Here is a 24,909-nt window from a genome sequence, read left to right on the forward strand (position 1 = left end):
CCCTCGGTGAAGGGGCGGGCTCCTGAAGGAACCGTGATGGTGCCGCGAGGCGCCGTCGGCTCAGTGCATTGAGGCCGGGGCGCGGGCCGGCTTGGCCTTGGCGGCGAGGCCGGCCGTGACGGCGGCCTTCGAAGCCTTGGCGGTCTTCGCGGCGACCGGCTTGGCCAGCGCAACCTTGGGGGTCACGGTCTTCGCCGCAGCGGCCTTGGGAGCGGCGACCTTGGCCGGAGCCTTCGGAGCCACGGTCTTGGCGGCGGCCTTGGGTGCGGCCGACTTCGCAGCCGCGACCTTGGGGGCTGCCTTCACGGCGGCCGGCTTGGCCTCGACGGTCATGCCGTCCGCGAGCACCACGCCGGCGCGCAGCTCGGCCTCGGCACGCATCCAGTGGGCGACGGCATGACCGTGGATCCGGCCTTCCTTCTCCCAGATGTAATAGGCGCATTCGCGCACGTGCTGCTCGCTGATCTGCATGCGTCCAATCTCCTGTCCGTCCTGAGATCGACGATGCGAGCGTAGGGTTAAAGGCCGGTTAACCGTGTGATTTTCAAGGTGCTGATTTATTTACGTTTTTTTTAGGCATTCCTCGGTCGTTCCTTGCGCTGTTCCTGAACCGTTCAAACTGTCGGCTTCGGACCCCGTCGGCCGAGGCGAGCTGTCGCGAACCGGCGGTGCGCTTCGAGGCGCTCCCGGTCGTAGATGTCGGCGGTGGTCCGCGGGCGGGTGTGACCGGCAACCTTCGCCGCGTCGTCCGTCTGGGCGCCCCCTCCCCGGCCCTCGGTGACCGCGGAGGCACGGAGATCTCGGCTCCACAGCTCCGTTGGCAGCCCGGCCTGGAGACGCACCTTCTTCCAGGTCCAGTTGAACTGGGGGTCGGTGTACGGCAGGCCCGTGACCTCGTTGACGATCAGCGGTCCGGAGCGCGCGTCACCCGGCACTCGCGCGAGCTCGTCGAGCACCATCGGGCAGAGCCGCAGGTCGATGACGACCTCGACACCCGTCTTCTCCTTCGTCTTCGAGGGCACGTAGCGCAGCACCAGGTCCTCGCTGATGTGGCGCCACTCCAGGCCGGCCCATTTGTGCCTGCCATGGACGACCGGGCAGAGGATCGCGTCCTCGATCGGGTACCATTGGCCGGCAGCGTCCCACTGGCGGAGCGCCGTCTCGAACTGAACAGCATAGCAGAGCGCCAGCGAGGGGCGGCCGAGCGTGTGGGCGGCGGCGATCGCCTGGCGGACCTGGTCTGCGGTTGCCACGAGGCTCCGGGAGCGGATGGCGGGCAAGCGCAGCTCGGAGATGTCATCGCGCAACGCCCGGCAGCTGCGATGACCGGCGACGATGCAGAACGTGAGCGCCGCCTTCAGCACCGCGATCCGCATCTTCGCCGCTGCGGGCCGGGCGCCTTCCTGCGCCCACCCGGAGTGCCAGCGCTTCACCTGAAGCCCCGTCAGCCCCTCGATGCGATGATCGCCGACCTCCTGCTCTAGCAGGCGCAGGTAGACAACGTACGGCTTGCGCGAACCGGGCTTCAGCGCGTGGAACGGCGAGTCCTCGTGCTTCTGGTAGATCCGAAGCACGCCGCCGATGGTCCCGTCGAAGGCGAGCGGATCTCGCCGTAGACCATCGAGCCAGGCCAGCATGTCGCTCTGCAGGCGGTTGCAGGCGTCGACGAGCATCTCGGGCGCGGCGATGTACTGCGTGAGGGTGGCGGACCCGCTCGGGTAGCCTCGGCGGACGGCCTCGGGCGACGGGACCCAGTACGCCGCCCAGCTCCCACTGCGCGGCCGAAACTTCAGGCCCGGCGCCTTGATCGAGGGCTTGTCCATCCCACCGCTTCCTGATGCGCCCCCGAGTCGGCAGGTGCCTTCGCTGCCGGACCATACTGCCGATCGTAGAAAGCTCGAACGGCCGGCGTGTAGCGCTTGCCATAGAGAGCGGTCTGGCGGGGGAAGCCGCAGGCCTCCAGGCTCGCCACGCTCGCGCACCACTTACGCTTGTCGTCCTCGTCCGGGCCGACGACAGCTTCGGCGATGTCGCGGTCGGCTGCGAACAGCGGTAGGTCGTCGAAGGTCAGGGCCGGCCGGGCGGATCTCGTCGTGCGGGGCTTTATCACCTTCCAAGCCTCCCGAAGCGATAGCCCTCGATCCGCTCGATCTCGGAGCGCAGCTGCTGGAGGTATTTCGCTTGGCGCTGTCGGGCATAGTTCTCGGCCGCCCACCGGGTACGATGCCAGTTGGCCCCCTCCCCGGCCAGGTAGCGGTACCCACCGTCGTCGCTGATCCGGCAGCAGTCGTCCGTGACCTCGGCCCAGACGGCCTCGATCACGCCATCGGCCAGGATGTGCGAGGTGACGTAGACCTGGACGATCTCAGTCTCCTCAGCCATCGAGCGCGCTCGTTGCGTCGAGCCCCCGCTCCCTCTTGGCCTTCGCTTCGGCGATCACGGCCGTCAAAGTCTCACCGGCATGCCGGCGCCAGTCCGTCCCGTGCTCCAGGACGAGTGTCACCAGCCAGTGCAGGATGAAGGCCTGCTCGTCCTCGCATTTGCTCCGGATCTCGGCGCGGCCGGCGTTGCGAAACGCATGCGCCATCGGACCGGTCCGAAAGTTCGGCATGCCGAGGACCTCGATCAGATCCGCGGTCAGCTCCGGGACGGTGATCTCGGCCGACAGCTGCGGGATGTTCCACAGCGCCTTCGGCAACCGGACCTCGACGCGCATGGCGCGCTCGTCGGGCGACAGCCGCGGCGACTCGCGGTTGAGGCGGACGTTGCCGTCCTGGCTGAAGGTGAGCCAGAGCGAGTAGAGGATCTCGGTCGGGGTGGACCGATGGTGCTTGCTCGATGCGCTCATGCCGCCCGCTCGCTGGTGTCTTCGGACGGCCGCACGCCGCGCTCCGCCAGCAGTTCGAGGTCCGGGATCATCTCCGGCACGATCTCGGCGCGGGTGTAGTTCCAGCCGGGCAGGCAGCGGTGCCAGTAGTAGCCCTTGGGCCCGTTCACGCGGACGAAGCCGGGCAGGTTCGCCCAGGTTTCCCACCACTCGCCGCGGCGGGGGCGGGACAAATCAACGTGCGCAACCTGACGCTCGCCCATGGTGGACGGATCGGCGATGGCGGCGCGCAAGGCGCGGGCGGCGATCGCCGCGTCAGCTCGCACGCGCATGGTCGGTGGTGGCAGGGGGTTCGGAGCGCGCGAGGTCATGCCACACCGTCGTTGTCGAGCCCGGCAATTGGGGCGAGCAACTGCCAGCCGATCACAGTGTCGTGTGAGCTTTCAGCACTCAAATACCCGGCAAACCAAGCGTTTACGGACTTAGTGCATCGTCCAGGGTTGATCCTGGAGGCTACAGCGATGGATGATAGGCGGGCTTCACCGCGCAGACGAACGCTCCTTGAAGGCCACATCGAGATCGCTGGTGGGGGCGCCATCGACTGTACCATCCGCAACCTATCCGACGGTGGTGCGCGTCTTCTGGTTGTGAGCGTGATCGGTGTCCCCGATGAGTTCGTTCTGTCATTCGGGGCGGCGGCAGAGCGCCGGTCAGCGCGAGTCGTATGGCGCAAGGAAACCGAGCTCGGCGTTGCCTTCGTTGGGGCCTGAAGCGGATGGTGCATCGAAGACCGCGCGTTCACAGCTCGAACCCTTTCAGGTCGTGGTAGGCCCGGATCATCGCGGTTAAGTCGCCGGACTCGATCGCTTGCTGACCGCGCTCGACCGCGGCTTCCATCAGGGCGGCGGCGATGAAGCCATTCTCGACCTGGCGGTACTGGCCGGCGATCTTGGTGACGCGGACCATCTCCCGGGGGAGCGCAGCGGCGAGGGTGTCGGATCTTTGCTGGATGGAAACCATCAGCGCCAAGTCCTGAACAAAGATCTATCGCAACGGAACCTGTCTAGTCCGCTCTTTAACCAACCTTTAATCAGAGAAGGCAATGCTCGCTGTAGGTGGAGGCGCGCAACATGGTTAGCGTATCGACAGACAACTACTATGCCATGATCCGTGCCGCGCAACTTCAGGCAGTACGCACAGGGATGCCGCTCGACGACAAGCAAACCGTGTCTGTCGCAGTCCAGGAGCAGGCTCCGCCGCCAGCACCCCAGAACGTGAACGCCGCCGTGAGTCGCGTCGTCGACGTGCTCGTCTAGGATCGCCGGAACGCCCTCACCGTACCCCTTTGCGCAACGGCTCTGGGAATGCGCTCCTGGGCCAATCGGCCTGATCAGCCCAAGGGCAATACCCGAAAGGCGTAAACGTCGGGCGGTTTCACCTATTACGTGCACCGCACAAGCTGCGCCGTGGCAATCCCACGATCGGCTGAGGAGCGAGAACGGATGGGCGATGATGTCCCGGACGACTACGAATGTGGCATCGAGTGGGTGTCGGATCCGGTACAGGAAGCCAACGGTGTCGCGTTCCTTCTTGCCAGTGCCGCTTATCTCACCCTCGCCGACGCTCACCTGAAACGAGAGGGGCCGGCCGGTCTCGTGTTGATGAACGAGATCGAGGCTCACATCACGAGCGCGTTGCAGCGCTTCGTTTCCGAGACACCTGCCGATATGGCGCGCCCCGACATCGTTCTGATGGCCGCTCGGAAGGTGCGCGCCCTCCTTGAAGCAGGGCGCTCGACGACCCGCGGAGCAGGCGATCCCCATTGACGCTACGCTCATCGGACCCGCCTCCCCGCCGCTTGATCTCGCTTCGCGTTGCCGTTGGCCGCCCGCCGCGCTGTCTCCCGTCGCAGCTCATCATCGAGTATCGGGATCAGCCCGATCGCCCCGACGATCAACAGGATGAGAAGCGCCATGGCGAGGGCGAGCGGGGCGGAGCGGCCGGTCATAGCGTCGCCTGCTGGGCGAGGCGCATATGCTCGGCCTACGCGAGGCTGACACGCTCGGCCACCGGGACACCGTTATGGATCAGCTTCACCACGTAGCGGTGCGTGTCGGCTGGATAGAGCCGACGGCGTTCGGCCCGAGCCCGGTTGTTGGCTCGAATGATCGCCGCGTGCTGGGGCAGGTCGCTGACCCACTTGGAGACGCAGGCCTCCGTCACGCCGACGTCGGCGGCGATGGTGGCCAGCGTGGCGCCGCTCTTCTGGCGCATGGCCCGCTCGCGTTCCCGCAGGACCGCGTACGGTACGCCGCTGATGGGATGCTTGCGCGCGGACCAGGCCATCAGGCTTGTCCCATCCGCACCGGCGCCGCCGAGCGCGTGACGAACCGATCCAGATCCGCCCGGCCGAAGGCATCCCGCAGGAAGGTGGAGATCCCGATCATCAGAGCCGTGGCCTCAGCCGCGGCTGCGGTGCGATCGCCGGCCATGAACGACATGGCGTGCGACATAACGGCGTTGCCGAGGGCCGCCGCGATGGCCTCCCGGATCTCGCCGCCGGCGACCCCGTGGTCGAGCATGTCGGCGACGCCCAGCAGGATCGCCTCCTGGGCGTCGATCCCCATGTGCAGCGTCATGGCGGCGACGTCGCCCGGATCGCGTGTCGGGAGATCTCGGCGCGCTGCGTCGAGGGCGGCCGTCAAGACCTGGCGGTGGGGTGTGAGCGTCGCCGAAGTCTTGGGCGCACTTGGAGGCGCCGAAAAGGTTTCGACAGGGACCTTCAGCGTTGCGGCGATCTGCTCCAGCAACTCGGCCGAGCGTGATGCGGTGGCGCTCATGCGGGTTCGATCTCCACGCGCAGGGGCTGGAAGGGGACGGCGTTGGCGAGCGCCTCGACGCGGCGGGCACGGCGGACATCGAAGCGGAGATCCCCGGACTCGATCAGGGCCTCCAGGAGCCACAGCGCGGCGTCGGCCAGCGCGTCGGTCTCCCGGTCCGGGTGCCGCACGGTCCGGCACGGCAGGAGCGCCAGCGCGGGCGCGGCCTCACCCACGCCATGCCCGGCGGCGGCCGGCGGGAAGCCGATGCGGGCCCGGAACGCATCGAACTCCTGGATCGGCAGGACGACTTCGACCCGGAGCGTCCGGTCGGCCTTGTGGAAGCGCAGGTCGACGAGCTCGCCGAAGAAGGCGGCGGGACGGTTCACGCGGAGGCCTCCGGAGCGGGATCGGCGGGCAGAGCCGGAAGCGCCGCAGCGATCGCCGCCGCCAGGGCGTCAGCTGGCGCCGAAGCGCAGCGGCGGGCGAGCGTGCGATTGCCGGAGGCCGCAAGCGCGATGTCGACGGCGCCGTCGCCGGGTAGCCGACCTCGCGTGGGCTGTGCTCATCCCGGTCCTGATCGACCACGGGATCGTCCATCCGTGGCTGCGCTACGCCGTGCCGGTGCTGATCGTCGCCGGCTTCGGCATCTGGGCCCACGCCGCGATCTGCTGGTTTCGCATCCGCCAGGCAGAAAAGGCGGCCGGCGCTGCGCCGACCGCCTTCGCTTCTCCTCACGCGCCCAACAGCTTCCCGGCCCCGGCGCGTGATCGTCCGCATGGTTCTGTCGACCTCCTCGCGAGGGACGATCGATGACCGCCTCGCTGTTCCCGACCGGCCCTATCGGCCCGTCTTCCTCGATGCCCACAGCATCGAGGAAGACCATGCGGAAGTCTGGGTGCGATGATACCCAGGGTTGGGTGATAAAACCCCATCGCTGGGTAGAACAGTGGCGGGAACTTTATCCGAGTAAGGCCGCCCAATGTGTTGCTACTGACCTTGGCGCGCCGCTACGCACCGTCGAGAAGTGGTTCTCCGGGGAGTCGAAGCCGTCGTTCGAGTACTGGGGTCCGATCCTCAATCGCTACGGCTTAGCCTTCGTCGTCGGCGCCATGTCAGCGCCGCTACCATACCTCGACGACCTCGCCCGCGAGGACCGCAAGCGCAGGCTCCTGGCCGAGCGACAGGCGATCGACGTCATGCTCGCCGAGGACTGGCAGCGGAGGGTGGGCTCGTGAGGCCGATCGCCTTCCATTGGCACCGCCTCGCCGAGTGGGTGTTCATGCGCCTGGCCGAGCGAGCCTTCGCGCGCGGCCGGCGCCACCACGATCTGGCCCTGGCGCACGGGGTGGAGGCCGACCGCATCTGTCCGCCCGTCGGACCAAACGGCCGAACACCGCCGGAAGACGCGCCGCCCGAGTGGAGTGAGCGCCTTAGCGCGCGCAGCCGCCGTACCGATTTCTCCGCCCCCCCCAGAGCCTGAGACCCTTCATGCGCGCCCCGCTCGCCGCCCTCGCCCTCATCCTCGCCACCAGCGCTTCCGCCTATGCGGTCGAGCCGCCGACCTTTCGCCTCTGCACCGGCTCCGAATCCGGCAACTACTTCCGGGCCGGCCACATGCTGAAGAGCAAGGCCGGTAATCTGAAGATCGAGGTCGTCCCGACGCAGGGCTCGCTCGACAACCTCGACAAGCTGTCCGCCGGCCAGTGCGACGGTGCCTTCGTCCAGTCCGACGCGCTCCTGGTCTACAGCTCGAAGAACGCGGCTGCGCTCTCCACCATCGAGCGCGCCGGCGTGCTCTATCCGCTCGTGCCGCAGGCCTACAGCACGCGTCGGTCGGAGATCTCGAAGGCGATCCAGTTTGGCGGGTCGACCCGCCGTGCACAGCAGGCGGCGGAGTGATTTGATGTCGATTTGGGATCGCAAGCCGCCGGGCAATCAGAGCCCCTACGAGAACATCGGCCGCGGTGGCGGCAAGATCATGCGGCCGGCCGAGCAGGTCGAGCCGGAGCACGTGCAGGGCTGTGGAGATCGCAGCTGCCCGATCTGCATGCCGAAGGGCGGGCGCGGAGGCGGAGCGAAGATGGGTGGCGGCAGCGGCGCTTTCGGAGGCGACTACATCCGGCGCGAGATGGAACGCGTGCTGGAGGCACAAATGCAAAGCGCGCTGCTCGGCGGTCCCTTAACGGTGACGTTCGACGGCGTGGACATCCGCAGCTTTGGTGGTGGGGGCGGAGGCGGTTCGTCCTCGCGCAGCAGCGACGATCCAGCTCGGAGAAAGCTCGAAGCGGAAGAGAAGCGCCTCCGCGGTCCGGTCGAGAAGTATTTCCTGACCACCCGCCTCGGCGTCGCCTGGGACGACGTGATCGGGAACGACACCGCCCGCACCCACCTGGTGGAAGCGATCGAGCACCCGATCCGGTACCGCGAGCTCTACGCCCACTACGCGAAGAAGCCGACGAAGGGTGTGCTGCTCTACGGGCCGCCCGGCTGCGGCAAAACGATGTTCGGCAAGGCGGCGGCGTCCGTGCTCGCGGAGCTGCACGGCCGCAAGGACGGCGAGGCCTCGTTGCTGTCGATCAAGGGCCCGGAGATCCAGAGCCCCTACGTCGGCGTCACCGAGGAGATTATCCGGGCCGTGTTCGCCTATGCCCGGGCCTACAAGGCGCTCCACGGTTTCCCGCTGGTCGTGTTCATCGACGAGGCCGACGCGATCCTGCCCAGCCGCGATGGTAACGGCGGCGGCCGCGCGCTGCCCTGGGAGGAGTCGAACGTCGCGACCTTCCTGACCGAGATGGATGGCCTGGAGGACTCGGGCGCGCTCGTGATCCTGGCGACCAACCGTCCGGAGGCGATCGACGCGGCGATCCTGCGGGACGGGCGCTGCGACCGGAAGATCCGGGTCGAACGGCCGACCCTGAAGGCGGCGGCCGGGATCCTGCAGCGGGCCCTTCAGGACGTGCCGAAAGCGCCCGAGGTCGTGTCGACGGGCGAACTCGCGCTGCACGTGGCCGACGCCGTCTTCGCCTCCGAGCAGATCGTCGCGCAGCTCGCCACCGATGCCGGCCCTCGCTTTATCTGCCTTTCCGACATCGTCACCGGCGCCATGCTGGTCGGGATCGTCGAGCAGGCCAAGGGCAACGCGTTCCGCCGGGACTTGGCCGCCGGCGGTACGCCGACAGGCCTCATGCGCGAGGACCTCGACCAAGCGGTCATCGCGATCATCGCGCAGAACCGCGGCCTCAACCACGCGAGCATCATCCAGGAGATTGCTGCGCGAGATGGTTTCAGCGTCGCGAAGGTCATTCCTGAAGGCGTAGTGCCGCCCCGCTACACGGTAGATGCGGACGACAAGGTCGTGCGACTTCAGTGAATAAATGGCCGAGGTCTTTAGTGGGTCTCGGCCGCCTCGATGCGCTGGACGTAACTGAAAACGAGCTGAAAGGCTTCCTCGTCTCCAAGAGCTTTCGCCGCATGAGCAATCGTAAGAAGACCGCGGTAATAATAGTTCCAAGCGTCTCTTTGGTAACCCTTCATCCTTGGCGTCCCGAGCATGCCTTCCACGTGGAACCGTGGCGGGGATCCGACATACATATCCATCACCTGTGGAGACGCTGCATGCACGAACCCAGAATAAGCTTTGTGTAGCACCTGGCTTGCGGCGATACCGCGAGCTGGGTTGTCGTCTGGGAACAGGCGATGGATGTACGCGCGTATTTTCTTTCTTGGCACCATTGCTCGAACTTGTTGAGATTTGATAGGGTCAGGATTGTCAAATTCTTCAGACCAAAAATCCTGAAGATATCTTTTATGTAAATCTGTAAAATCGTCCTGCATTTTTGACGCACTCAAGAATATTATATCTTCGCAGATTTCATCAACCATCCTTTGAATAGCACCTTGCTCCTGGCTCAGGCCGTTGTCGAGCAAGACTTGTACGGCCTTCAACCCGCTCAACACCCGAGCTAACTTCAATATGATTGCTTGCTCGATAAGCTGCTCTTGATAGCGCATATACAACCCGGAAGGAGTTGCAGTCAGGCGCGGGCGTGGAAGCCTCGCTTCTAATCGGTTGAATATCTCCGTCATAAAGCGCAGTACGTCTGCGTGCGCTTCCGGTCTATAAGCTCGCATCTTAAAATCCGAAGATACTCGACGCCTCAAACATCCGATACAACGTCGCTCGGGTTTTATGGAGATCGCGGCGGTGACTCCGAGCAAAAAAGCTACGGATCGCAGTCAATCCGATTGCCCCCGATTTGAATGGCCGAGGCACTGGGGTGAGGTAGGGATCGAATGGACGGTCGCCTGAACGCCCTACCGCTCCGCACGTCGATTGATCTCTACCTGACGTGGCAGGTGCACCAGGGGTGAGATGTCGATGCGGAGGTGGTAACTCTCCATGGACTCAAGGGCCGCCCTCTGACGCATCGGGTCTTCAACGCATTCCCGGCTTTCGCTGCCGCGGCTCTCGGAGGCTTCTACAGCGCGCTCCATGTGACGATGGAGGACGGCAATCTCGAAGACGACTTCGTTGAGGATGCGGTCCGCGAGGCAACGGAAGAGGGCAACGCCGGCGAGATCGCCCTCGCTCGGACCCTGCAGGCTATGACCTATGCCGCGCGGGTAGCGCTGTATCTCAGCCTCTCGCCGTTCGAGGAGACCGTCTTCGGCGGCGAATACTACACGTGATTGCTTTGCCGCAACGGCTCGTCCGGTCGGAACATGCTAGGAACGAGGAGCGGCGATGTGGGCCGCGCCACCGCGTTCAATGCTGCCCCGCCAGGAAGGTCCACCACTCCCCGTAGGCCTCGGTCACACGCCCTCCTGGACGAGCGGCGACGTGCTCCTCTGGATGAAGCGCGCAGTTAATACGGACCCGCGCAGGCCGACGGGTAAAGTAGGGCTCGCAGGTCGAATACCCGCTTGTGTCGTCGACCTAGGGTGCATAGCGGTCAGAGATCTTGAAGGCGATTAGGTTGGGCCGCTGAGCGGTGAGTAGGGCCCGGGAGGTGTCGGGCTGACTGGCCGGTAGGATGTGTGGCTGAACTGGTCTACGTCGCTACCGCTCCCTCACGCCGCGCTATGATCGACGGGTTCGCAGGTTTCCTGGGTATCGAACACGGATTACGCGGCGTCCATCAGGATAGGCCGAAGAGGTTCGGGAGCTGGTCGTTCTGGTCGTCCAATTAGAAACCCTTGCACAGCGTCGCAGCCGAGCGTTCGTAAATAGTCCAGCTGTTCCGCATCCTCGACACCCTCAGCCAATGTAGGGATATTCATGTCGCGGCCCATTTGGGTGATCGCCCGCACGACGGCCATCGAGTGCTTGTCGTTCAGCGCAGACGCTACGAAACTGCGGTCGATCTTGATCCTATCGAGCGGCAGATCGCGCAAGTGAGCGAGGGATGAGTATCCCGTGCCGAAGTCATCCATAGCGATCTTGATGCCGAGGCTCCGCAACGCCGACAACGTGTGCACGATCTGCCGGCCATCCTCGACCAACGCCGTTTCGGTCAGCTCGATCTCAAGTCTTCGAGCCGGTAGACCGCTCAGTGCGAGGGCCTTTGTTACGTCCGCCAAAAGCAACGGCGAGCGGAATTGTACAGCCGAGACGTTGACCGCGACATGCTGCGATGATGGCCAGGAGACAGCCTGACGGCACGCCTCTTCCAACACCCAACGCCCGATCGGCAAGATAAGGCCCGTTTCCTCGGCCAGCGGGATGAACGCAGCCGGAGAGACCAAGCCTCGGACGGGATGCTGCCAGCGGATCAACGCCTCGAAGCCGACAATGCCGTCGTCCGTCAGCGCCATGATTGGCTGGTAGACGAGGTGGAACTGGCGTTCGGCGATCGCGACCCGGATGTCGTTCTCAAATACATGCCGCTCGGCGACGGCCTCGATCATTCCAGGTGTGTATCGTACAGCACGTCCCCGCCCGTGACGCTTGGCTTCGTACAAGGCGATATCGGCGCGCTGCATCAGATCGCTCGGATCCGACTTTTCCTCTGTGCCACAGACGCCGATGCTGCACCCGATGACGATGGTCAGATCGTCGAAGGCGTATGGTTCTTCGACTGCTGCGACGATCCGCTGGGCGAGGTCCATGGAGGCATCGCCGGCCTCACTCACGATCACCGCCAGCTCGTCGCCGCCCAGGCGCGCCACGAACCCGGCCTCCCCCGTCAGCGTATTTAACCGATCGGCAACGCCGACGAGGAGGCGATCACCGACACCGTGGCCGAACATATCGTTGACGGCTTTGAACCGGTCGAGGTCGATCAGCAGAAGCGTGAAGGGGAGTTCGGCCTCCCGATTGTGCGCCAGTCGTTCGATCAGCGAGCGCCGGTTCGCAAGGCCTGTCAGCGGATCTCGGTAGGCCAGATGTGAGATTTCTTTCTGGGCGAGCCGCGCCTGTGTCACGTCGTCGAACGTCAGCACGGCACCGTCTCGCACGGGCTGGCACGTCACTGACAGGATCCGGCCGTCGTCGAATACATGTTCGACGCGCGTTTCCTCCGCCTTCGCCATCCACTCGCGGTGGTTCGCCAGCACGCGGGCGATCCGGTCGTCATCCCATCCGTTCGCAAGCCCCGTCTGTTCCAAGTAAGCGCCAAGGCTCATCCCCTGGAATACGGCGCCTGGCGTCAGATTAAGCATGGCGCATAAGCGCTCGTTGTAGAGCTCGACGACTTCAGTGGCTGAAACCTTAAGGATGCCGTTGGACATGTTGTGCAGGGCGGTCGCTAGAACCTGTCCATGCGCAGCCTCCTGGTTCTCGAACTGTTTGGCCGCGACCAGAGCGAGAAACGCGCCGATCAAGAGGAAAGCCGCGCCGATCGCAACCAGCACGCTCAGGGCGACCTGCAGGCCCGGCATAAGCTGATCGACGCGCGCGCCGTCGAGGACCGTACCGGCGATCGAGATGAAATGCGTGCCGCAGACCGCGACGACGATGAGCAAACCGATCGCGAGCGGATGGTTTGCGCGTCGGGGCAGTACGCGGGCCATGGCCATGCAGAAGGCGCCGATCGCACACGCAAGCGCATTGAGGCCGGTCGATTGTACCTGACTGCAGCCCTGCAAGGCGGCCATTCCGGTAATGTGCATCACGCCGATGCCCAGCCCCGACGCTGCGCCGGCAAGGAGGCGCGTCCAAGTCCGCGTCCATGCGGTCGATAGCGCGAGCGGTATACCGACTACGACGATCGTCGCGAGCGCGGAGGCGATCGTCGTACCGAGGTGATAACTCAGGGCGAGATCGGTACGGTAGCCGAGCATGGCGACGAAGTGGGTGGTCCACACGCCGATACCCGCCACGATACTCGTACCGACCATCCACCAGCGCTGAGTCGTCTCGCCGGCAACTTCTGCGCAGTGGATCAGGCATGCGATCAGCCAGGCGCTGAGCGCGCAGATTGTACCGGCAGCCAGGACGAAGCTTGGCGCCTGGTTGTCGAGCAGCGATGCGACGGCTGTAAGCATGCAACCGTATTGCGCCCAATAGGTATGTATCACCTCAACTATTTTAGTTAATCAGATGTTAATGGCAGGCTCGCTAGCGATTTGTTGTATGATCTGTAGTGGTACGCAGACTTTTGTAGCACAACTATTACGGGAATTTCGATCGCATTAGGCCGATGGCGGCGTTAGCGTGCTCAATGGCGGCCTCTGGGATCGAACGCAAAGTCGGGTGGCCGACCTTATGCGCGTAGATCTTGCCCGACGGCGAAATGAGTGGTCGCCCCGTTTAGCGGGGCTACCACATCTCCACCATTGAAGCGATCAACGCATGGGTCCGGTCCGGTGTGACGTAGGCCATGACGGACGAGTCCACACCGACACAGGGTTGATGTGGCGATCACCGTCGTACTGCTACAATAGCATCGCCATGAAGCGCTCCCGTCACGTCACTCTCGTCCTCCTCGGCACGACGGCGCTTGCCGGATGCCAAGACGACCGGTCAGCCCCGCCCCAGCCGACGCCGGAGCAGTTCGCCGAGAGCCTCGCGCTCCCGGTACCGAAGCCCCATTGCGACCGGCCGGAGGATTTCCCGCGTCCGGAGTGCCACGACCCGCAGGCGCCGGTCGCCGCGGCCAGCACCGGGCACGCGTCGTCCTCAAGCGGCCATGGCGGGGCTGGGATCTTCTGGTTCTTCCACGGCGGCGGCTCGTCCTACGGCCCAGCGACGCCGGCCGCGCACGCCTATGCCTCGGCTGGTCCCGCCGTCCGGGCCGCAGCACCTGCGGGCACTACCTCGTTCGGCGGCTTCGGCTCGGCCGGGCGCGCGGCGGCTTCGTTCGGCGGGGGCGAATGATGCGCTGTCACGGCTTCACACCCCGCCCAGGCTGGCGCGAGCTGGCGGCCGAGAGCGGCTTCGACTTCCACACCACCGAGGACGGGCACGAAGTGTGGTCGGAGGCGTCCGCCTACGCCTTCACCCTCCGGCAGATCGAGGAGGACCTGGAGGCACCGACCGCCGATCTGTTCGGCCTGTGCCTCGACCTCGCCGCCGAGATCTCCGAGAGCCCGGTCCTGATGCGCCGCCTCGGCATCCCGGATTGGGCGCACGCGCTGGTGACGAAGAGCTTCCGGGCCCGCGATCCGCACCTCTACGGCCGCTTCGATCTGGCCTACGACGGTGTCGGCCCGGCGAAGATGCTGGAGTTCAACGCTGACACGCCGACCGCGCTGTTCGAGACGGCGGTGTTCCAGTGGCGGTGGCTGGAGGACCTGCGCGCGAGCGGTGCGCTGCCGGAGGACGCCGACCAGTTCAATTCGGTCCATGAGCGCTTGGTGGCCCAGCTCGGCCGGATCCGAAGCCGAGTCGGCGACGTGCTGCACCTGACGTGCATGACTGAATTTCCCGAGGACCGGGGCACGATCGGCTACCTTGCGGACTGCGCCGCCCAGGTCGGCCTGGAGGTACGCTTGGTCGACGTGGCGGACATTGGCCTGCATCAAGAGGGCGGACGCTCGTCCTTCGTCGATCGCAGTGGCGCGCCGGTCCGCCTCCTGTTCAAGCTCTACCCGTGGGAATGGATGCTCCGCGACGGCTTCGGCCCTGCGATCGCCGGTGCCTCCACCATCTTCGTCGAGCCAGCCTGGAAGATGGTCTTGAGCAACAAGGGCGTCCTGCCCCTGCTCTGGGAGCGTCACCCGGGCCACCCGAACCTACTGCCGGCCTACTTCGAGGACGACCCGCGCAAGTTCGAGCTGGGCAAGAGCTTCGCCCGCAAGCCGCTGCTCGGCCGCGAGGGCGCCAAGGTAACGATCGTCACCGACGGCCAGGTCTCAGCCGCCGAGGACGGTCCCTACGCGGACAGCGGCTACGTCCGGCAGGCCCTGGCGCCGATCCCGGACTTCGAGGGTCGACGCGTCGTGATCGGATCGTGGGTTGTCGGCGACGAGCCGGCCGGGATCATTCTGCGCGAGAGTGCGGGGCCGATCTCCAACGACACCGCGCAGCTCGTTCCGCATTTCATCCAGCCATGAAGGGTGGCAGACGGATGAAATACCCTATCGAACGAGGGGAGGACGGAGGGGGCGCTCGGGAATGCCGATCTACACGGGAGAGCGCGTCACACGGATGATGCTCCGCGAGCAGCGAGATCGGCTCTACGTGTTCGCGGACAACCTTGAGCGGCGTGTCTTGCGCGGCCAGCCGGACGAGATGCGGGGTGAGCCGAACGCGGTCGGCATCCCGACGAGGCGATCGCCCAGCCAGCTCGTCGACGCTTTCTTCAGCGACGATGATCTCGACGCCTATTACACCGAAAGCCGGGCCGCGTTGCAGCGCTTGGTCAGCCGCCTACGCAAGGGTGGGACTGTAATTCTACCCATTGCCGGACTCGGGACCGGGTCGGACCGTCTCAAGGACAAGGCGCCCCTGATCTGGCAGCAGCTGCAATATGACCTCGCCCGGTTGTATGCGGCTGCCGGGGAGGCCGCTGCGTTTGTCCCGCCAATTTGGGTCGGCGAAGACGAACCGATTGGACCGTAGCCGGCAGGTGAACAGCAATCTCGCCCGGTATTCGGATAGGAGCGTCGCGAGGATGCAGTAGGGCTTGGGCGGCGGATCAGGCCAAAACCGGCTGCCGTCGCAATGTCGGCCTCGGGCGCCATTCGGTTACGAGCGCGTCGGCGATGCAGCCGATCTGATCGTCCTTCCGCCAAGCGGCCCGACAGACCAGCGTCTCCCCGGTACCATCGACCGTGAGGATGAATGCGTCGGGCACATCATCTGTGCTCGGCAGCGTGATTTTGATGCCGCTCGGCGAGCGGTCCGACACGATGCACAGCACGGTCCTGTGCTCGTCGATCAGGATCCGACCGGTGACGTCCGGTAGGCATAAGCGGGGCTCTGCTCGGCGCTCGATCATTAAATAGGGCTCAAGACTGCACAAATACAGCAAGCACCTCACGCGTGTAGATTGGGCCTCTATAATCGTTCAAATTGTTTGGAACGAATTTTTGGGGCTTAGCAGTAGTCGATCGCTCACGTCGCTTAAAGCATGCCGCTGCAGGAGGAGCGTCCCCCTCCCCGCCGGTGTGCAAACGGTTGCGGATCATCGGCGAGCTCGCGCCTCGTATCGACCCGTCTGTGCGGATACCAAAAATTGCTGGAGAGAAAGTCGCGCCGATATTTCAGCCTGTTAGGCGTGCCGAGCCGTGAACTCCTCGAGCATGCGAAGCGCCTCCAGCCGCCTATCGTCGTTCGGGAGTGCGCGAAAGGCTCGGATCAACCTGCCCAGCAGGAGCGTGCCGTGCAGATCACCGACCACGTCCAGATCGACTGCATGTTCGTTCCAAAAGGCGTCCTCGGATACGCCGAGGGTTGCCGCGATCAATCGCAGGAGTTGAGCTTCGTGTTCGTCGTACGCCAAGGGCTGCTCTGATCCTCTGCCGGTCGATGCGGGCTGCCCCCTACCTAGACGATCAGACCGAGCCGGAAACCCTCTGCTACCGACTGAGCTCGATTGCGCGTACGAAGCTTCATGCGCACGCCACGTAGGTGAGAGTCGACGCCGTGTTCCGAGATGCCCATGATCTCGCCGATTTCCCAATCGGTTTTGCCTTCGGCAGACCATTGCAGGGTCTCACGCTCGCGCGGTGAAAGAGCTGCGGATTTTTCGGCTGGCTGGCCGCGCACGAGTAGGCCGTGGCCGAAAGCATAGCTCGCTACGAGCGTAAGCATCCCTCGATGCTCCGGGGCGATCTCCAGCCGGCGGCCCGCGAAGCTCATCCCGCCCATCTCGCCTTCGACGGTTGTCAAAGGTACCGTGTAGCCGTCGCGGAGACCAAATTCGGCGGCCTCATTCATGACTTGAACGGCGGTCCCCGACGTGGGGGTCGGAAGAGTGGGATCGCTCCACCCAAACCCAGTTTGTCTCTGCAGGGTTTGCGCTACGATCGGATCATGTGCGGCGTATCGCCGATGTAGATACCGTTGGCGCCACTCATCGGGGACATTCTCCATCACCAGGAACTGCCGGTTGAAGCCGGTCAGGGCGGGAGATGACGGAAGAAGCGCGGCGATGATCGCGTCGACGCCAAAACCCGCGAGTTGTCGCTGTACCGTCGCCACCACCTCTGGGACGCTGCCGGCTCGGTCAAGCTCTTTGAGCAACTTGAGCGTGTGATCGAGTGATTTTCTGCTCACGACGGCCCCTATCGTCTGCTCTCGAAAACTTCGAGCTGCAGTTCGACCGACGATAGCATCCGAGACCTCATCTCCGGAAATAGCCCGCAGCGCGCAACAAACGGGCCGACACCACGCGTTCGCGTGGTGTCGCGCGCCTGGTTGGGCGGGCACACCAAGCACGGAGGTGTTACATGATCCAGGTTATCACTGCAGCCAACATCGATCACAACAAAGAGCTTATGGAGCAAGCGTGGCGTCTGCGTCATAAGATTTTCGTGGAAGAGATGGGCTGGGCAGCGATCGCGCGCGATGACAAACGTGAGATCGACGAATTCGACGATGAACACGCCGTCCATCTTCTAGCCGTCGAAGACGATGAAGTAGTCGGATACTCCAGGCTACTCCCGACCGCACGACCCTACGTTCTATCCACTCATCTACCTCAGCTATGCGAGGTCGACCCGCCCTGTTCGCCGTATATCGTCGAGTGGAGCCGGATCGGCGTCGCCGGCACCGCTCGTACCTCAGGCCGTCGGCTCAACCCGACTGCCCTGGCCATTCTCACTGGCATCGTGGAGTGGGGATTACCTCGCGGCCTGAAAGGCTTCGTCTCCGAAATGCCGACGAGTTGGCTCCTCCGGCTGCTGCAGTTGCATATCCATGCTCTGCCGCTCGGTCTCCCGCAAATGATCGACGATGTCGAGATCGTTGCGGTCAATGCCGGCTTCGACGGTCGCAGCCTCCGGCAACTTCAAAAGATGCGCGGCAGCACGGACTCGGTCTTGGCGCCAGAGAGCCGGGTCGCTGCCCGGTTGGCAAGCTGAAGAAGGCCTTTATCTCATGAACAACGCGCCGGCCAACGGCAGTGATGTCGAGGACGACAGTGAGCTCATAAAGCGCGCCGTAAACCAAGCCCTCGATCTTCGACAGACTGTCAACGAACTTTTCGATCCGCAGTTACTCGAACTCGTGGACTTAGTGCTGATCGAACTCGGACGGCGCACCGCCAAGCTGAGTTGAGTTGACGATCGCATCGCTCCCCCGGCCTTTGCTAACGGTGCGTGCGATCCTCTCCAGGCAGCGGGATCGCCCTCTGCTTCAACTCTATCCTACCGTCGCTGGATAAAGGCAATGATCCAGCGACGGTCACCTGTAAGCTACAAAGTCTTGCTGCCGATGCCACGCTTCATTTCGCGGCTCGGGCATTGTGCTGATTTTACTAGCATTAAAAACAAACTAAGGACTTCGAAAATGCCTGAAACTTATCTTCAAGGATTGCAGTCCCATTCATTTGTGAAGATCGCAGCTGAGATCACGGCTGCCTACGTCTCTCACAACCATGTCGCCGCCGCTGAGCTGCCAAAGTTGTTTGAGTCCGTTTACTGGGCTCTCTTCCACCTTCAGCATCCATCGAAGGCAGCTCGGTCAGCCGCATCAACCACCGAATTGGCGACCCCGGCGCAGATCCACAAGTCGATCCAGAACGACCACATTATGAGCTTCATCGACGGGCGTCTGTACAGGACACTCAAACGGCACCTGACCACCCATGGCCTTACTCCCGAGACGTATCGCGCCCGTTACGGCCTGCCCCACGACTACCCGATTGTTGCGCCCAGCTACACCGAGCAGCGCTCTGCGATCGCTCGGGCGATCGGTCTTGGGGTGCCGGGCGCACAGGCTGCTCGGCGGCCGCAACAGGCAGCGGAATGATTGAGTGGCACGTCCCAAGCGAGGCCATTCCCTGACTGGTACCGCTCAGGACGCGATTAGGTTTTGTCACAGCGGCTTCCTGGACTCGGCTTCGACCCGGACCCAGCGTCATTAGCTCCCGTGCTGTTCGTCGTTCCAGATCGGCTCATATTGCCCGTCGAAGGACCGCTTCCACTTGCTCACGGCGTAAAGCCGGATCCGGCATCGTTTGCCTCGGTGCTGTTCTCGGTCCCGGACTAGCTCGTCGGCGCAGAGTTATTATCGGCGGCGAGTGCCGCTGAGTTGGTCACTAGTAAGCCGGCAACGGCGAGCGTCATGACCTTCATCACATATCTTCCTATCATAATATGAGATTGAACCTGCGTGCACGGATAGCGGCGATGCTTCTGGGCCTGAGGCAGTGTGTAGATGGGGCGGTATTGAAGCCCGGTTCTCCCATGGCCTCCCAATGCCACGCTTGATGAATTCGGCCAGCGATAAACCGGATGCGGGGAAGCCCTTCAAAAACACGACGCGACCGCCTTGTCTGTAGGCGTCATTGATCGGTCCATTCTTTGCGTCCAGCGAAAGCACCACGCCGGTGAATGCTCGGGCGCCCAACGAGCGATCAGCCTCATTCTTGTATAGTTTGGTCTTGGTTCTCAGGGCGCCGAGTGAGGTTTTCTGCAGGGCGAGAAAGGCGATTTCCTCTTGCTGAGCCCAACGGCCCTGACCGAAGCCACCAACCCGCTGCTCATTTGCAGGTAGGCTCGCCTCGGCAAAGCCGAACAAGACGTCAGCGGAAATCGAGCAGTCGCTGATCGTCTTGTCGATAAATGCCTTCAGCTCGGGCTTCTTCTCGGCGATCGGCGGGATCTCAAATTCGGCTTCGCGTGTAATACAGACGCAAAATTCGTCCTTCGGCAGCTCCTTGGCGAGATCAATGCCGAGTGCAAACAGCAGATCCCAGACATTGTTGTCGATAAAGACGCTGAGCAGATCCTGGGCAATGTCATCGAGGTTAGCGGCAGCTCTGCCACGGCGCCATCCGTTGGAACATGCTAGGAACGCCAAGCGGCGATGTGGGCCGCACCACTGCGTTCAATGCTGCCCCACCAGGAAGGTCCACCACTCCCCGTAGGCCTCGGTCACACGCCCTCCTGGACGAGCGGCGACGTGCTCCTCTGGATGAAGCGCGCCTTCGACACCAACCCGAAGACGCGCAGCGCGGCCGAGATCCGGCCCATCACCTGGCCCAACGTCTACTTGTCGGTCACCGACCCGGACTGGGCCCATAAGCGAGACGTGATCTTGGCTTGGGCCCGCTGCCGTGCGTGCAAGGAAAGCTTCCAGGAGTTCACCCGCGGGCGCGGATGGGGCTCTTCTGCAACGCTGTACCGCATTCGAGATGAAGCGGCCGAAGAGATCGCGCAGGGGATCAATGCGGCGATCGTCCGCGCCCAGACAGATCAAAATAATGCTTGACGGTGAGAAAACCGCCCCCGGATCAATGCGGTGTTGCTGACCGATGTCGCTCGGCACCACCATTGGGGACCAACCGTGCAAGCAACGACGAAGTCGCCGAGCACCACCCAGCCGAAGAAGCTGAGAGCCGCTGTCGCCGGCCGGCGCCGGAAGCAACCCGTCCACCTCGCGCCCATCACCGCGCGGGACACGTACGTTGATGTCGGAACCAAGCTGGTCGCCGACCCCAGCGAGTACGGCAGCTTCACCCACGCACCGTTCAACCGCCGGGTCGACGTGTTGGAGGACGAGATCTCCAACCACCGCATCAGCATCTCGCAGTACGAGATCGGCCGCACCATCCAGGCCGTGTTCGAGCGGGCCTCCGGCGCTCGCCTTGGCTCCGGCGGGATGGGGGAAGGCGGCTCGCGCGACCAGACGATCGCCAACGAGCTGAAGGTCATCTACGCGATCGAGGACGCCGAGACGGTCCGGCGCTACGTCTCCCGGATCGAGCGCGTGATCGGCACGGTGGGGGCGCGGTTCCTGCGCCAGGTGCTCGCCGACGGGACGACGTTCGCCCAGTACGCCGAAGCCCGCGGCAAGGGTGGGGAGCGCGGACGCAATCAGATCGGCGAACACTTCCGGCTCTTGCTCGAAGGGCTCGACGACGCCTGGGCCGCGCGCGGCGCCGCGATCTTCGAGGAGGACGCCAAGGGCGAGGCACACCCGCGGATCCTGGCGCAGCGGGCGCAGCGCGAGGCCACCGAGACGGACGAGCGCGGGCGCGTTGTGCCGCAGGGCCAGGGCTATCGCTGGGGCCGCCGCACGCAAGATTGAGCTTGACCGCTGACAGCGGTTTGGTGCAAAGAATCCAGTGTCGCGAAACGTATGCCCGGGCCGAGAGGTGCCGGGCATCGGCGTTTCTGGGGTCAGCCCCCAACAGCGAATGCGGGAGGCGATCATGAAGCGCTGATCGCCGCCTGCTCTCACACTCGACAGACAGACCTATAGCGGCCCTACCAAGCCGGGATCGGGCAACAGCCTCGCGCCCCCGATCAAGCTCGCCGCACGACGACCCCCGATCCCCCGAGCTCCAGCAGCTGGAGAAATGGCCGCACGTCACGGGCGGCCGAGAGGACAGAGCCGAGGCCCACATCATCGCAGACCTCGCGGGAGCTACAGGCTCACCGCTTCAGCCCTGCGGGTGTGAGAGCCGACGTCTCACCTTCAACGAAGCTTGGAAGGGCCGCCGCGCCGTCGGCGTATATCCGGCCGAGAGACCCGCCGTCACACGGGCCGCCAGCCGAGGGGCGATGCCTCGGCACCCTTTCACGAATGGTGCGGCGCGCTCCGGCGCGTGGAAAAGGCATCGCAGTAAGCCGGCCAGCCAGGACGCCCGAAAGACCCGCAGCTGCCCCCGGGCAGTGGTTGAAGCTGTAGCCCCGGCCCGCACCTACCTCCTCCGCTCCCAAAGCGGCTCATTCCTTGATAGGGTCGCGCCATGACGGATCCGCGGCCGTGACCGAACGCGACATCGTCCAGCGCTTGCACGGCCTCTGCCTCCTGGCGGATCGCCTGCGCGCCCCGAGTCACCGGCACACCGCCGAGGACTACGTCGCCGATCGGGACGAGATCCGCGACCACGTCCGGCGCCTCTACAAGGATCTGACCGGCACCTGGCCGGGCCACGAGGCCGATACGGCCGATCCGGAACGCCGCCAGCGCCCGCCGGTGCCAACGGCGATCCTGCGCCACCGCGAACGCACGAAGGCCGCTCGCGCACGCGCCATCCGCGACGTCACCGTCGTCGTGTTCGACGACTGCACCGAGCTCACCGTCGAGCGGCCGGCCACGCGCCTGGTGCAGCACAGCCGGGACGTCCCGCAACCGATGCAGAGCTGTTGATCATGGCCGATACGGTGACGAACGATCGGATCGCCGCCCTCGGTCGCGATCTGCAGGCGGCGCGGAAGGCGCAGCGTGACGCGGCCGACCAACTCGTCGACGCACGTCGCGCCGTGACCGCCCGGGAGATGGACCTCTGGGCGGCCGAGCGTCTCGCCAATCGCCTGCACGAGCGCTTCCTGGCGCTGGTCGATGGCTCCTGATCACGGGCCACCACCATGAAGTTCATCCGCATCCTGGATCCGCGCACCGGCAAGGTTGTCGCCATTCCAGTGCCCGTCAAAGGCACCCGCTGACCTGCACGACAGCGGCGCACCCGCCGCCTCCGCCGCGCCCGCCGGCGCTCCCGCCGCCACCGAGCACCAGGGCTAAGCCGCGATGGGCATCACCACGATCCCGGACAACTACAAGATCCCGGGCCCGAACACGCAGTTCGATCCCTCGCAGGCCGGCACCCCGGTCTCGCCGAAGTGGATCCTGCTGGTCGGCCATCCGACCGCGGCCGCCAACGTGCCCCCGAACAAGGCCGTGGCCTGCGGCACCAATGCCGACGCCGACATCGCCTTCGGCCCGGGCTCGATGCTCGCGCGCATGTTCAAGACCGCCTTCAAGGGCGTGACCAGCGTGCCGATCATCTGCCTGCCGGTGCCCGAGCCGACCGCCGGCGTCGCCGCCACCGGTACGATCACGGTGGCGAGCGCGCCGACCGTCGCGGGCACGCTCGCGCTGTACGTCGCCGGCCAGCTCGTGCCCGTGGCGATCGTCTCGGCCGACACCACCACCACCGTGGCCGCCAAGATCGCAGCCGCGATCACCGCGACCCCGGACCTGCCGGTGAAGGCGACCTCGGCCGCGGCCGTGGTGACGCTGACCGCCAAGTGGAAGGGGCTCACCGGCAACGGCATCCGGGTCGAGGACAGCTATCGCGGTACCTATGGCGGCGAGCAGCTGCCGGCCGGCCTCGCCCTGACCTATCCGACCGACAACCTGCTCTCGGGCGGGACCGGCACCCCGGACTTCACCAGCGCGATCGCTGCGCTCGGCGACCGGCCGTACAAGTTCGTCGGCCTGCCGTTCCACGACAGCGGCTCCTACGCGGTGTGGGACCAGGAATACGGCTTCACCGACAGCGGACGCTGGGGCCCGTACCGTCAGAGCTACGGCCAGATCTTCTCGGCGCGCCGCGGAAGCTACTCCGACACCTTCCTATGGGGCCAGTCGAACAACTCGGCGCTGATCTCACCGATGGGCTTCGAGACCCAGAGCCCGAGCCCGGGCTGGGAGTGGACAGCGGCCTACGCCGCGGCCGCGGCCTTCTCGATCAACGCCTACCCGGCGCAGCCGCTGCAGACCCTGCCGCTGATCGGCGTCCTGCCGGTGCCGGCGGATTTCCGCTGGAACAAGGCGCAGCTGAACTCGCTCGCCCAGGTCGGTATCGCCATCCAGGGCACCGACATCTACGGCGGTTCGACCAACCAGCCGGTGATCCTGCGCGAGCAGACGGCCTACCAGAAGAACGCCTACGGCCAGGCCGACAACGCCTACGAGCTGGTGACCACGCTGGCCACCCTCGACGAGCGCTACACCCGCGTGCGCCAGTCGCTGACGAACAAGTTCCCGCGCTGCGCGCTCGCCAACGACGGGACCAAGTTCGGGGCCGGCAAGCCGATCGTCATGCCGCTGATGATCAAGGGCCAGATGGTTTCGGACTACCGGGCCATGGAGCTCGACGGCCTGGTCGAGAACGCCGACCAATACATCGCGAACCTCTCGGTCGTGCGGTCGGCCACCGAGTCGAACACCGTCGAGATCTTGGATCCGCCGGACGTCGTGAACCAGCTGCGCAGGCTGAATATCAAAGCAAGCTTTCGCCTCCAGTTCCCGCTCAGCGCTTCCGGTTCCTAGTTGCTATGATATGGTCTGTGCATGAGCGAACTTCGCGCATGCACAGACTGCAGGCATTTATATCCGGCTACGCTGGAGCATTTCCACCTCAATCGACGTCGCAAGGACGGATTGGTTCTCTGGTGCAAATCATGTGCGGCCACGCGCTGGCAAAAGCATTACCGGCAGAACCGCCAGAAGCTTATCGATCGCGCAACAGAGAATACGAAGCGGCGCCGTGAACGGCCTGAGATGCGGGAGGCCGAGCGCGCGTATGCTCGAACGCGAAAGCGTGTCGAACTTTCGGATCCTGAGGCGCGGGCGGCTCATCGGAAGCGCGCCTCCGATTGGGTGAAGTCTCATCCTGATCGAGCTAAGCGCTTTAAACACGCACAGCCCGCTTGGAGAGCTTTCCGATACGCCATGCACTTAGAGCGGGTGAGGCGGGCGACCCCGCCCTGGGTAGATCGTCAAGCTATCCAGGCCGTGTATGAAGAAGCGGCTTGCATGACTTTAGAGACTGGGATCCCTCACGAAGTGGATCACATGGTTCCTCTTGGCGGCCGGAATGTCTGCGGCCTTAACGTGCCGTGGAACTTAAGGGTAATCACAGCCGAGGCTAACCGGCTGAAGTCGAACACTTTCATAGAAGAGCTGGCGCTGCCTTA

General features: G+C 64.6%; 34 protein-coding genes. 19 read left to right on the forward strand and 15 right to left on the reverse strand.

Annotation, left to right across the window (positions count from 1 at the left end):
* Window positions 1-60: 60 nt before the first annotated feature.
* From MKL09_RS02880 to MKL09_RS02905, 6 genes are all read right to left on the reverse strand, one after another.
* Window positions 61-471 carry a DUF2934 domain-containing protein gene (locus MKL09_RS02880; RefSeq protein ID WP_244017751.1) on the reverse strand — a complete coding sequence of 137 codons (411 nt, stop codon included), beginning with the start codon at window positions 469-471 and terminating at the stop codon, window positions 61-63.
* 143 nt (window positions 472-614) lie between these two features.
* Window positions 615-1,823, reverse strand: a complete 1,209-nt coding sequence (locus MKL09_RS02885; RefSeq protein ID WP_244017752.1) for an integrase — start codon at window positions 1,821-1,823, stop codon at window positions 615-617.
* Complete coding sequence (locus MKL09_RS02890) at window positions 1,790-2,110, reverse strand: hypothetical protein (protein WP_244017754.1); 321 nt, start codon at window positions 2,108-2,110, stop codon at window positions 1,790-1,792. Before MKL09_RS02890 ends, MKL09_RS02885 begins: the two co-directional genes overlap by 34 nt.
* A complete protein-coding gene (locus tag MKL09_RS02895) occupies window positions 2,107-2,382 on the reverse strand; it encodes a hypothetical protein (RefSeq protein WP_244017756.1) in 276 nt (91 codons plus the stop codon). The genes MKL09_RS02890 and MKL09_RS02895 overlap by 4 nt, the downstream gene beginning before the upstream one ends.
* Window positions 2,375-2,848, reverse strand: coding sequence for a hypothetical protein (locus tag MKL09_RS02900; RefSeq protein ID WP_244017758.1), 474 nt, complete (start codon window positions 2,846-2,848; stop codon window positions 2,375-2,377). Before MKL09_RS02900 ends, MKL09_RS02895 begins: the two co-directional genes overlap by 8 nt.
* Window positions 2,845-3,153, reverse strand: coding sequence for a hypothetical protein (locus MKL09_RS02905; RefSeq protein WP_244017759.1), 309 nt, complete (start codon window positions 3,151-3,153; stop codon window positions 2,845-2,847). Before MKL09_RS02905 ends, MKL09_RS02900 begins: the two co-directional genes overlap by 4 nt.
* Before the next feature lie 195 nt (window positions 3,154-3,348).
* Between MKL09_RS02905 and MKL09_RS02910 the strand changes: the two genes are divergently transcribed.
* Window positions 3,349-3,597, forward strand: a complete 249-nt coding sequence (locus tag MKL09_RS02910; RefSeq protein WP_244017761.1) for a PilZ domain-containing protein — start codon at window positions 3,349-3,351, stop codon at window positions 3,595-3,597.
* Between the two features lie 28 nt (window positions 3,598-3,625).
* Here the strand turns inward: MKL09_RS02910 and MKL09_RS02915 are convergent, their stop codons facing one another.
* Window positions 3,626-3,847 (reverse strand): hypothetical protein, encoded by a 222-nt coding sequence (locus MKL09_RS02915; RefSeq protein WP_244017763.1) that lies wholly within the window; start codon window positions 3,845-3,847, stop codon window positions 3,626-3,628.
* Window positions 3,848-4,329: 482 nt separating this feature from the next.
* On the opposite strand from MKL09_RS02915, the gene MKL09_RS02920 reads away from it, so the two are divergent.
* Entirely contained in the window at window positions 4,330-4,653 is a 324-nt protein-coding gene (locus tag MKL09_RS02920) for a hypothetical protein (RefSeq protein ID WP_244017765.1), read from the forward strand.
* 217 nt (window positions 4,654-4,870) lie between these two features.
* Here MKL09_RS02920 and MKL09_RS02925 read toward each other — a convergent pair whose 3' ends face one another.
* The 3 genes from MKL09_RS02925 to MKL09_RS02935 are packed head-to-tail and all read right to left on the reverse strand — an operon-like array spanning window position 4,871 to window position 6,035.
* Window positions 4,871-5,173, reverse strand: coding sequence for a hypothetical protein (locus tag MKL09_RS02925; RefSeq protein WP_244017767.1), 303 nt, complete (start codon window positions 5,171-5,173; stop codon window positions 4,871-4,873).
* Complete coding sequence (locus tag MKL09_RS02930) at window positions 5,173-5,667, reverse strand: hypothetical protein (protein WP_244017769.1); 495 nt, start codon at window positions 5,665-5,667, stop codon at window positions 5,173-5,175. Before MKL09_RS02930 ends, MKL09_RS02925 begins: the two co-directional genes overlap by 1 nt.
* Window positions 5,664-6,035, reverse strand: a complete 372-nt coding sequence (locus MKL09_RS02935; RefSeq protein WP_244017771.1) for a hypothetical protein — start codon at window positions 6,033-6,035, stop codon at window positions 5,664-5,666. The genes MKL09_RS02930 and MKL09_RS02935 overlap by 4 nt, the downstream gene beginning before the upstream one ends.
* A gap of 172 nt (window positions 6,036-6,207) precedes the next feature.
* Here MKL09_RS02935 and MKL09_RS02940 point away from each other — a divergent pair, with 172 nt between their 5' ends.
* The 4 genes from MKL09_RS02940 to MKL09_RS02955 all read left to right on the forward strand — a co-directional run bounded on the left by MKL09_RS02940 (window position 6,208) and on the right by MKL09_RS02955 (window position 9,019).
* Window positions 6,208-6,462: a hypothetical protein gene (locus MKL09_RS02940; protein ID WP_244017773.1), complete on the forward strand. Its 255-nt coding sequence runs from the start codon at window positions 6,208-6,210 to the stop codon at window positions 6,460-6,462.
* Window positions 6,459-6,884: a hypothetical protein gene (locus tag MKL09_RS02945; RefSeq protein WP_244017775.1), complete on the forward strand. Its 426-nt coding sequence runs from the start codon at window positions 6,459-6,461 to the stop codon at window positions 6,882-6,884. Before MKL09_RS02940 ends, MKL09_RS02945 begins: the two co-directional genes overlap by 4 nt.
* A 253-nt stretch (window positions 6,885-7,137) precedes the next feature.
* On the forward strand, window positions 7,138-7,548 hold the full coding sequence (locus MKL09_RS02950; RefSeq protein ID WP_244017777.1) for a hypothetical protein: 411 nt from the start codon (window positions 7,138-7,140) through the stop codon (window positions 7,546-7,548).
* A 4-nt stretch (window positions 7,549-7,552) separates the two neighbouring features.
* Window positions 7,553-9,019, forward strand: a complete 1,467-nt coding sequence (locus MKL09_RS02955) for an AAA family ATPase (RefSeq protein WP_244017779.1) — start codon at window positions 7,553-7,555, stop codon at window positions 9,017-9,019.
* A 17-nt stretch (window positions 9,020-9,036) separates the two neighbouring features.
* Here MKL09_RS02955 and MKL09_RS02960 read toward each other — a convergent pair whose 3' ends face one another.
* Complete coding sequence (locus tag MKL09_RS02960; protein ID WP_244017781.1) at window positions 9,037-9,780, reverse strand: hypothetical protein; 744 nt, start codon at window positions 9,778-9,780, stop codon at window positions 9,037-9,039.
* Window positions 9,781-10,035: 255 nt separating this feature from the next.
* Here MKL09_RS02960 and MKL09_RS02965 point away from each other — a divergent pair, with 255 nt between their 5' ends.
* Window positions 10,036-10,338: a hypothetical protein gene (locus tag MKL09_RS02965; protein WP_244017782.1), complete on the forward strand. Its 303-nt coding sequence runs from the start codon at window positions 10,036-10,038 to the stop codon at window positions 10,336-10,338.
* A gap of 435 nt (window positions 10,339-10,773) precedes the next feature.
* Here the strand turns inward: MKL09_RS02965 and MKL09_RS02970 are convergent, their stop codons facing one another.
* Window positions 10,774-13,134 carry an EAL domain-containing protein gene (locus MKL09_RS02970; RefSeq protein ID WP_244017784.1) on the reverse strand — a complete coding sequence of 787 codons (2,361 nt, stop codon included), beginning with the start codon at window positions 13,132-13,134 and terminating at the stop codon, window positions 10,774-10,776.
* Between the two features lie 406 nt (window positions 13,135-13,540).
* Between MKL09_RS02970 and MKL09_RS02975 the strand changes: the two genes are divergently transcribed.
* From MKL09_RS02975 to MKL09_RS02985, 3 genes are all read left to right on the forward strand, one after another.
* Window positions 13,541-13,966 carry a hypothetical protein gene (locus MKL09_RS02975; RefSeq protein WP_244017786.1) on the forward strand — a complete coding sequence of 142 codons (426 nt, stop codon included), beginning with the start codon at window positions 13,541-13,543 and terminating at the stop codon, window positions 13,964-13,966.
* Entirely contained in the window at window positions 13,963-15,144 is a 1,182-nt protein-coding gene (locus MKL09_RS02980) for a glutathionylspermidine synthase family protein (protein ID WP_313901167.1), read from the forward strand. The genes MKL09_RS02975 and MKL09_RS02980 overlap by 4 nt, the downstream gene beginning before the upstream one ends.
* A 61-nt stretch (window positions 15,145-15,205) precedes the next feature.
* Window positions 15,206-15,652, forward strand: a complete 447-nt coding sequence (locus MKL09_RS02985) for a hypothetical protein (RefSeq protein ID WP_244017788.1) — start codon at window positions 15,206-15,208, stop codon at window positions 15,650-15,652.
* A gap of 76 nt (window positions 15,653-15,728) precedes the next feature.
* Here the strand turns inward: MKL09_RS02985 and MKL09_RS02990 are convergent, their stop codons facing one another.
* A complete protein-coding gene (locus tag MKL09_RS02990; protein ID WP_244017790.1) occupies window positions 15,729-16,031 on the reverse strand; it encodes a PilZ domain-containing protein in 303 nt (100 codons plus the stop codon).
* 237 nt (window positions 16,032-16,268) lie between these two features.
* Here MKL09_RS02990 and MKL09_RS02995 point away from each other — a divergent pair, with 237 nt between their 5' ends.
* Window positions 16,269-16,547, forward strand: coding sequence for a hypothetical protein (locus tag MKL09_RS02995; RefSeq protein WP_244017791.1), 279 nt, complete (start codon window positions 16,269-16,271; stop codon window positions 16,545-16,547).
* A 32-nt stretch (window positions 16,548-16,579) separates the two neighbouring features.
* Here the strand turns inward: MKL09_RS02995 and MKL09_RS03000 are convergent, their stop codons facing one another.
* On the reverse strand, window positions 16,580-17,311 hold the full coding sequence (locus tag MKL09_RS03000) for a LuxR family transcriptional regulator (RefSeq protein WP_244017793.1): 732 nt from the start codon (window positions 17,309-17,311) through the stop codon (window positions 16,580-16,582).
* A 173-nt stretch (window positions 17,312-17,484) separates the two neighbouring features.
* Here MKL09_RS03000 and MKL09_RS03005 point away from each other — a divergent pair, with 173 nt between their 5' ends.
* From MKL09_RS03005 to MKL09_RS03015, 3 genes are all read left to right on the forward strand, one after another.
* Complete coding sequence (locus tag MKL09_RS03005; protein ID WP_244017795.1) at window positions 17,485-18,117, forward strand: acyl-homoserine-lactone synthase; 633 nt, start codon at window positions 17,485-17,487, stop codon at window positions 18,115-18,117.
* Between the two features lie 16 nt (window positions 18,118-18,133).
* The gene (locus MKL09_RS03010; RefSeq protein WP_244017796.1) at window positions 18,134-18,313 is read left to right on the forward strand and encodes a hypothetical protein; all 180 of its coding nucleotides are present in this window, start codon (window positions 18,134-18,136) and stop codon (window positions 18,311-18,313) included.
* 231 nt (window positions 18,314-18,544) lie between these two features.
* Window positions 18,545-19,006, forward strand: a complete 462-nt coding sequence (locus MKL09_RS03015; protein WP_244017798.1) for a MucR family transcriptional regulator — start codon at window positions 18,545-18,547, stop codon at window positions 19,004-19,006.
* A 258-nt stretch (window positions 19,007-19,264) separates the two neighbouring features.
* Here MKL09_RS03015 and MKL09_RS03020 read toward each other — a convergent pair whose 3' ends face one another.
* Window positions 19,265-20,059: a hypothetical protein gene (locus MKL09_RS03020; protein ID WP_244017800.1), complete on the reverse strand. Its 795-nt coding sequence runs from the start codon at window positions 20,057-20,059 to the stop codon at window positions 19,265-19,267.
* Between the two features lie 102 nt (window positions 20,060-20,161).
* Between MKL09_RS03020 and MKL09_RS03025 the strand changes: the two genes are divergently transcribed.
* The 5 genes from MKL09_RS03025 to MKL09_RS03045 all read left to right on the forward strand — a co-directional run bounded on the left by MKL09_RS03025 (window position 20,162) and on the right by MKL09_RS03045 (window position 24,262).
* Window positions 20,162-20,470, forward strand: a complete 309-nt coding sequence (locus MKL09_RS03025; RefSeq protein WP_244017802.1) for a hypothetical protein — start codon at window positions 20,162-20,164, stop codon at window positions 20,468-20,470.
* A gap of 30 nt (window positions 20,471-20,500) precedes the next feature.
* Entirely contained in the window at window positions 20,501-21,289 is a 789-nt protein-coding gene (locus MKL09_RS03030; protein WP_244017805.1) for a hypothetical protein, read from the forward strand.
* Window positions 21,290-21,970: 681 nt separating this feature from the next.
* The gene (locus tag MKL09_RS03035; protein ID WP_244017807.1) at window positions 21,971-22,357 is read left to right on the forward strand and encodes a hypothetical protein; all 387 of its coding nucleotides are present in this window, start codon (window positions 21,971-21,973) and stop codon (window positions 22,355-22,357) included.
* A 2-nt stretch (window positions 22,358-22,359) separates the two neighbouring features.
* Window positions 22,360-22,560: a hypothetical protein gene (locus MKL09_RS03040; RefSeq protein ID WP_244017809.1), complete on the forward strand. Its 201-nt coding sequence runs from the start codon at window positions 22,360-22,362 to the stop codon at window positions 22,558-22,560.
* Window positions 22,561-22,735: 175 nt separating this feature from the next.
* Window positions 22,736-24,262, forward strand: a complete 1,527-nt coding sequence (locus MKL09_RS03045; RefSeq protein WP_244017811.1) for a phage tail sheath subtilisin-like domain-containing protein — start codon at window positions 22,736-22,738, stop codon at window positions 24,260-24,262.
* Window positions 24,263-24,909: the final 647 nt, after the last annotated feature.

The sequence above is a fragment of the Methylobacterium sp. J-048 genome (genome assembly GCF_022829515.1).
Classification (GTDB): domain Bacteria; phylum Pseudomonadota; class Alphaproteobacteria; order Rhizobiales; family Beijerinckiaceae; genus Methylobacterium.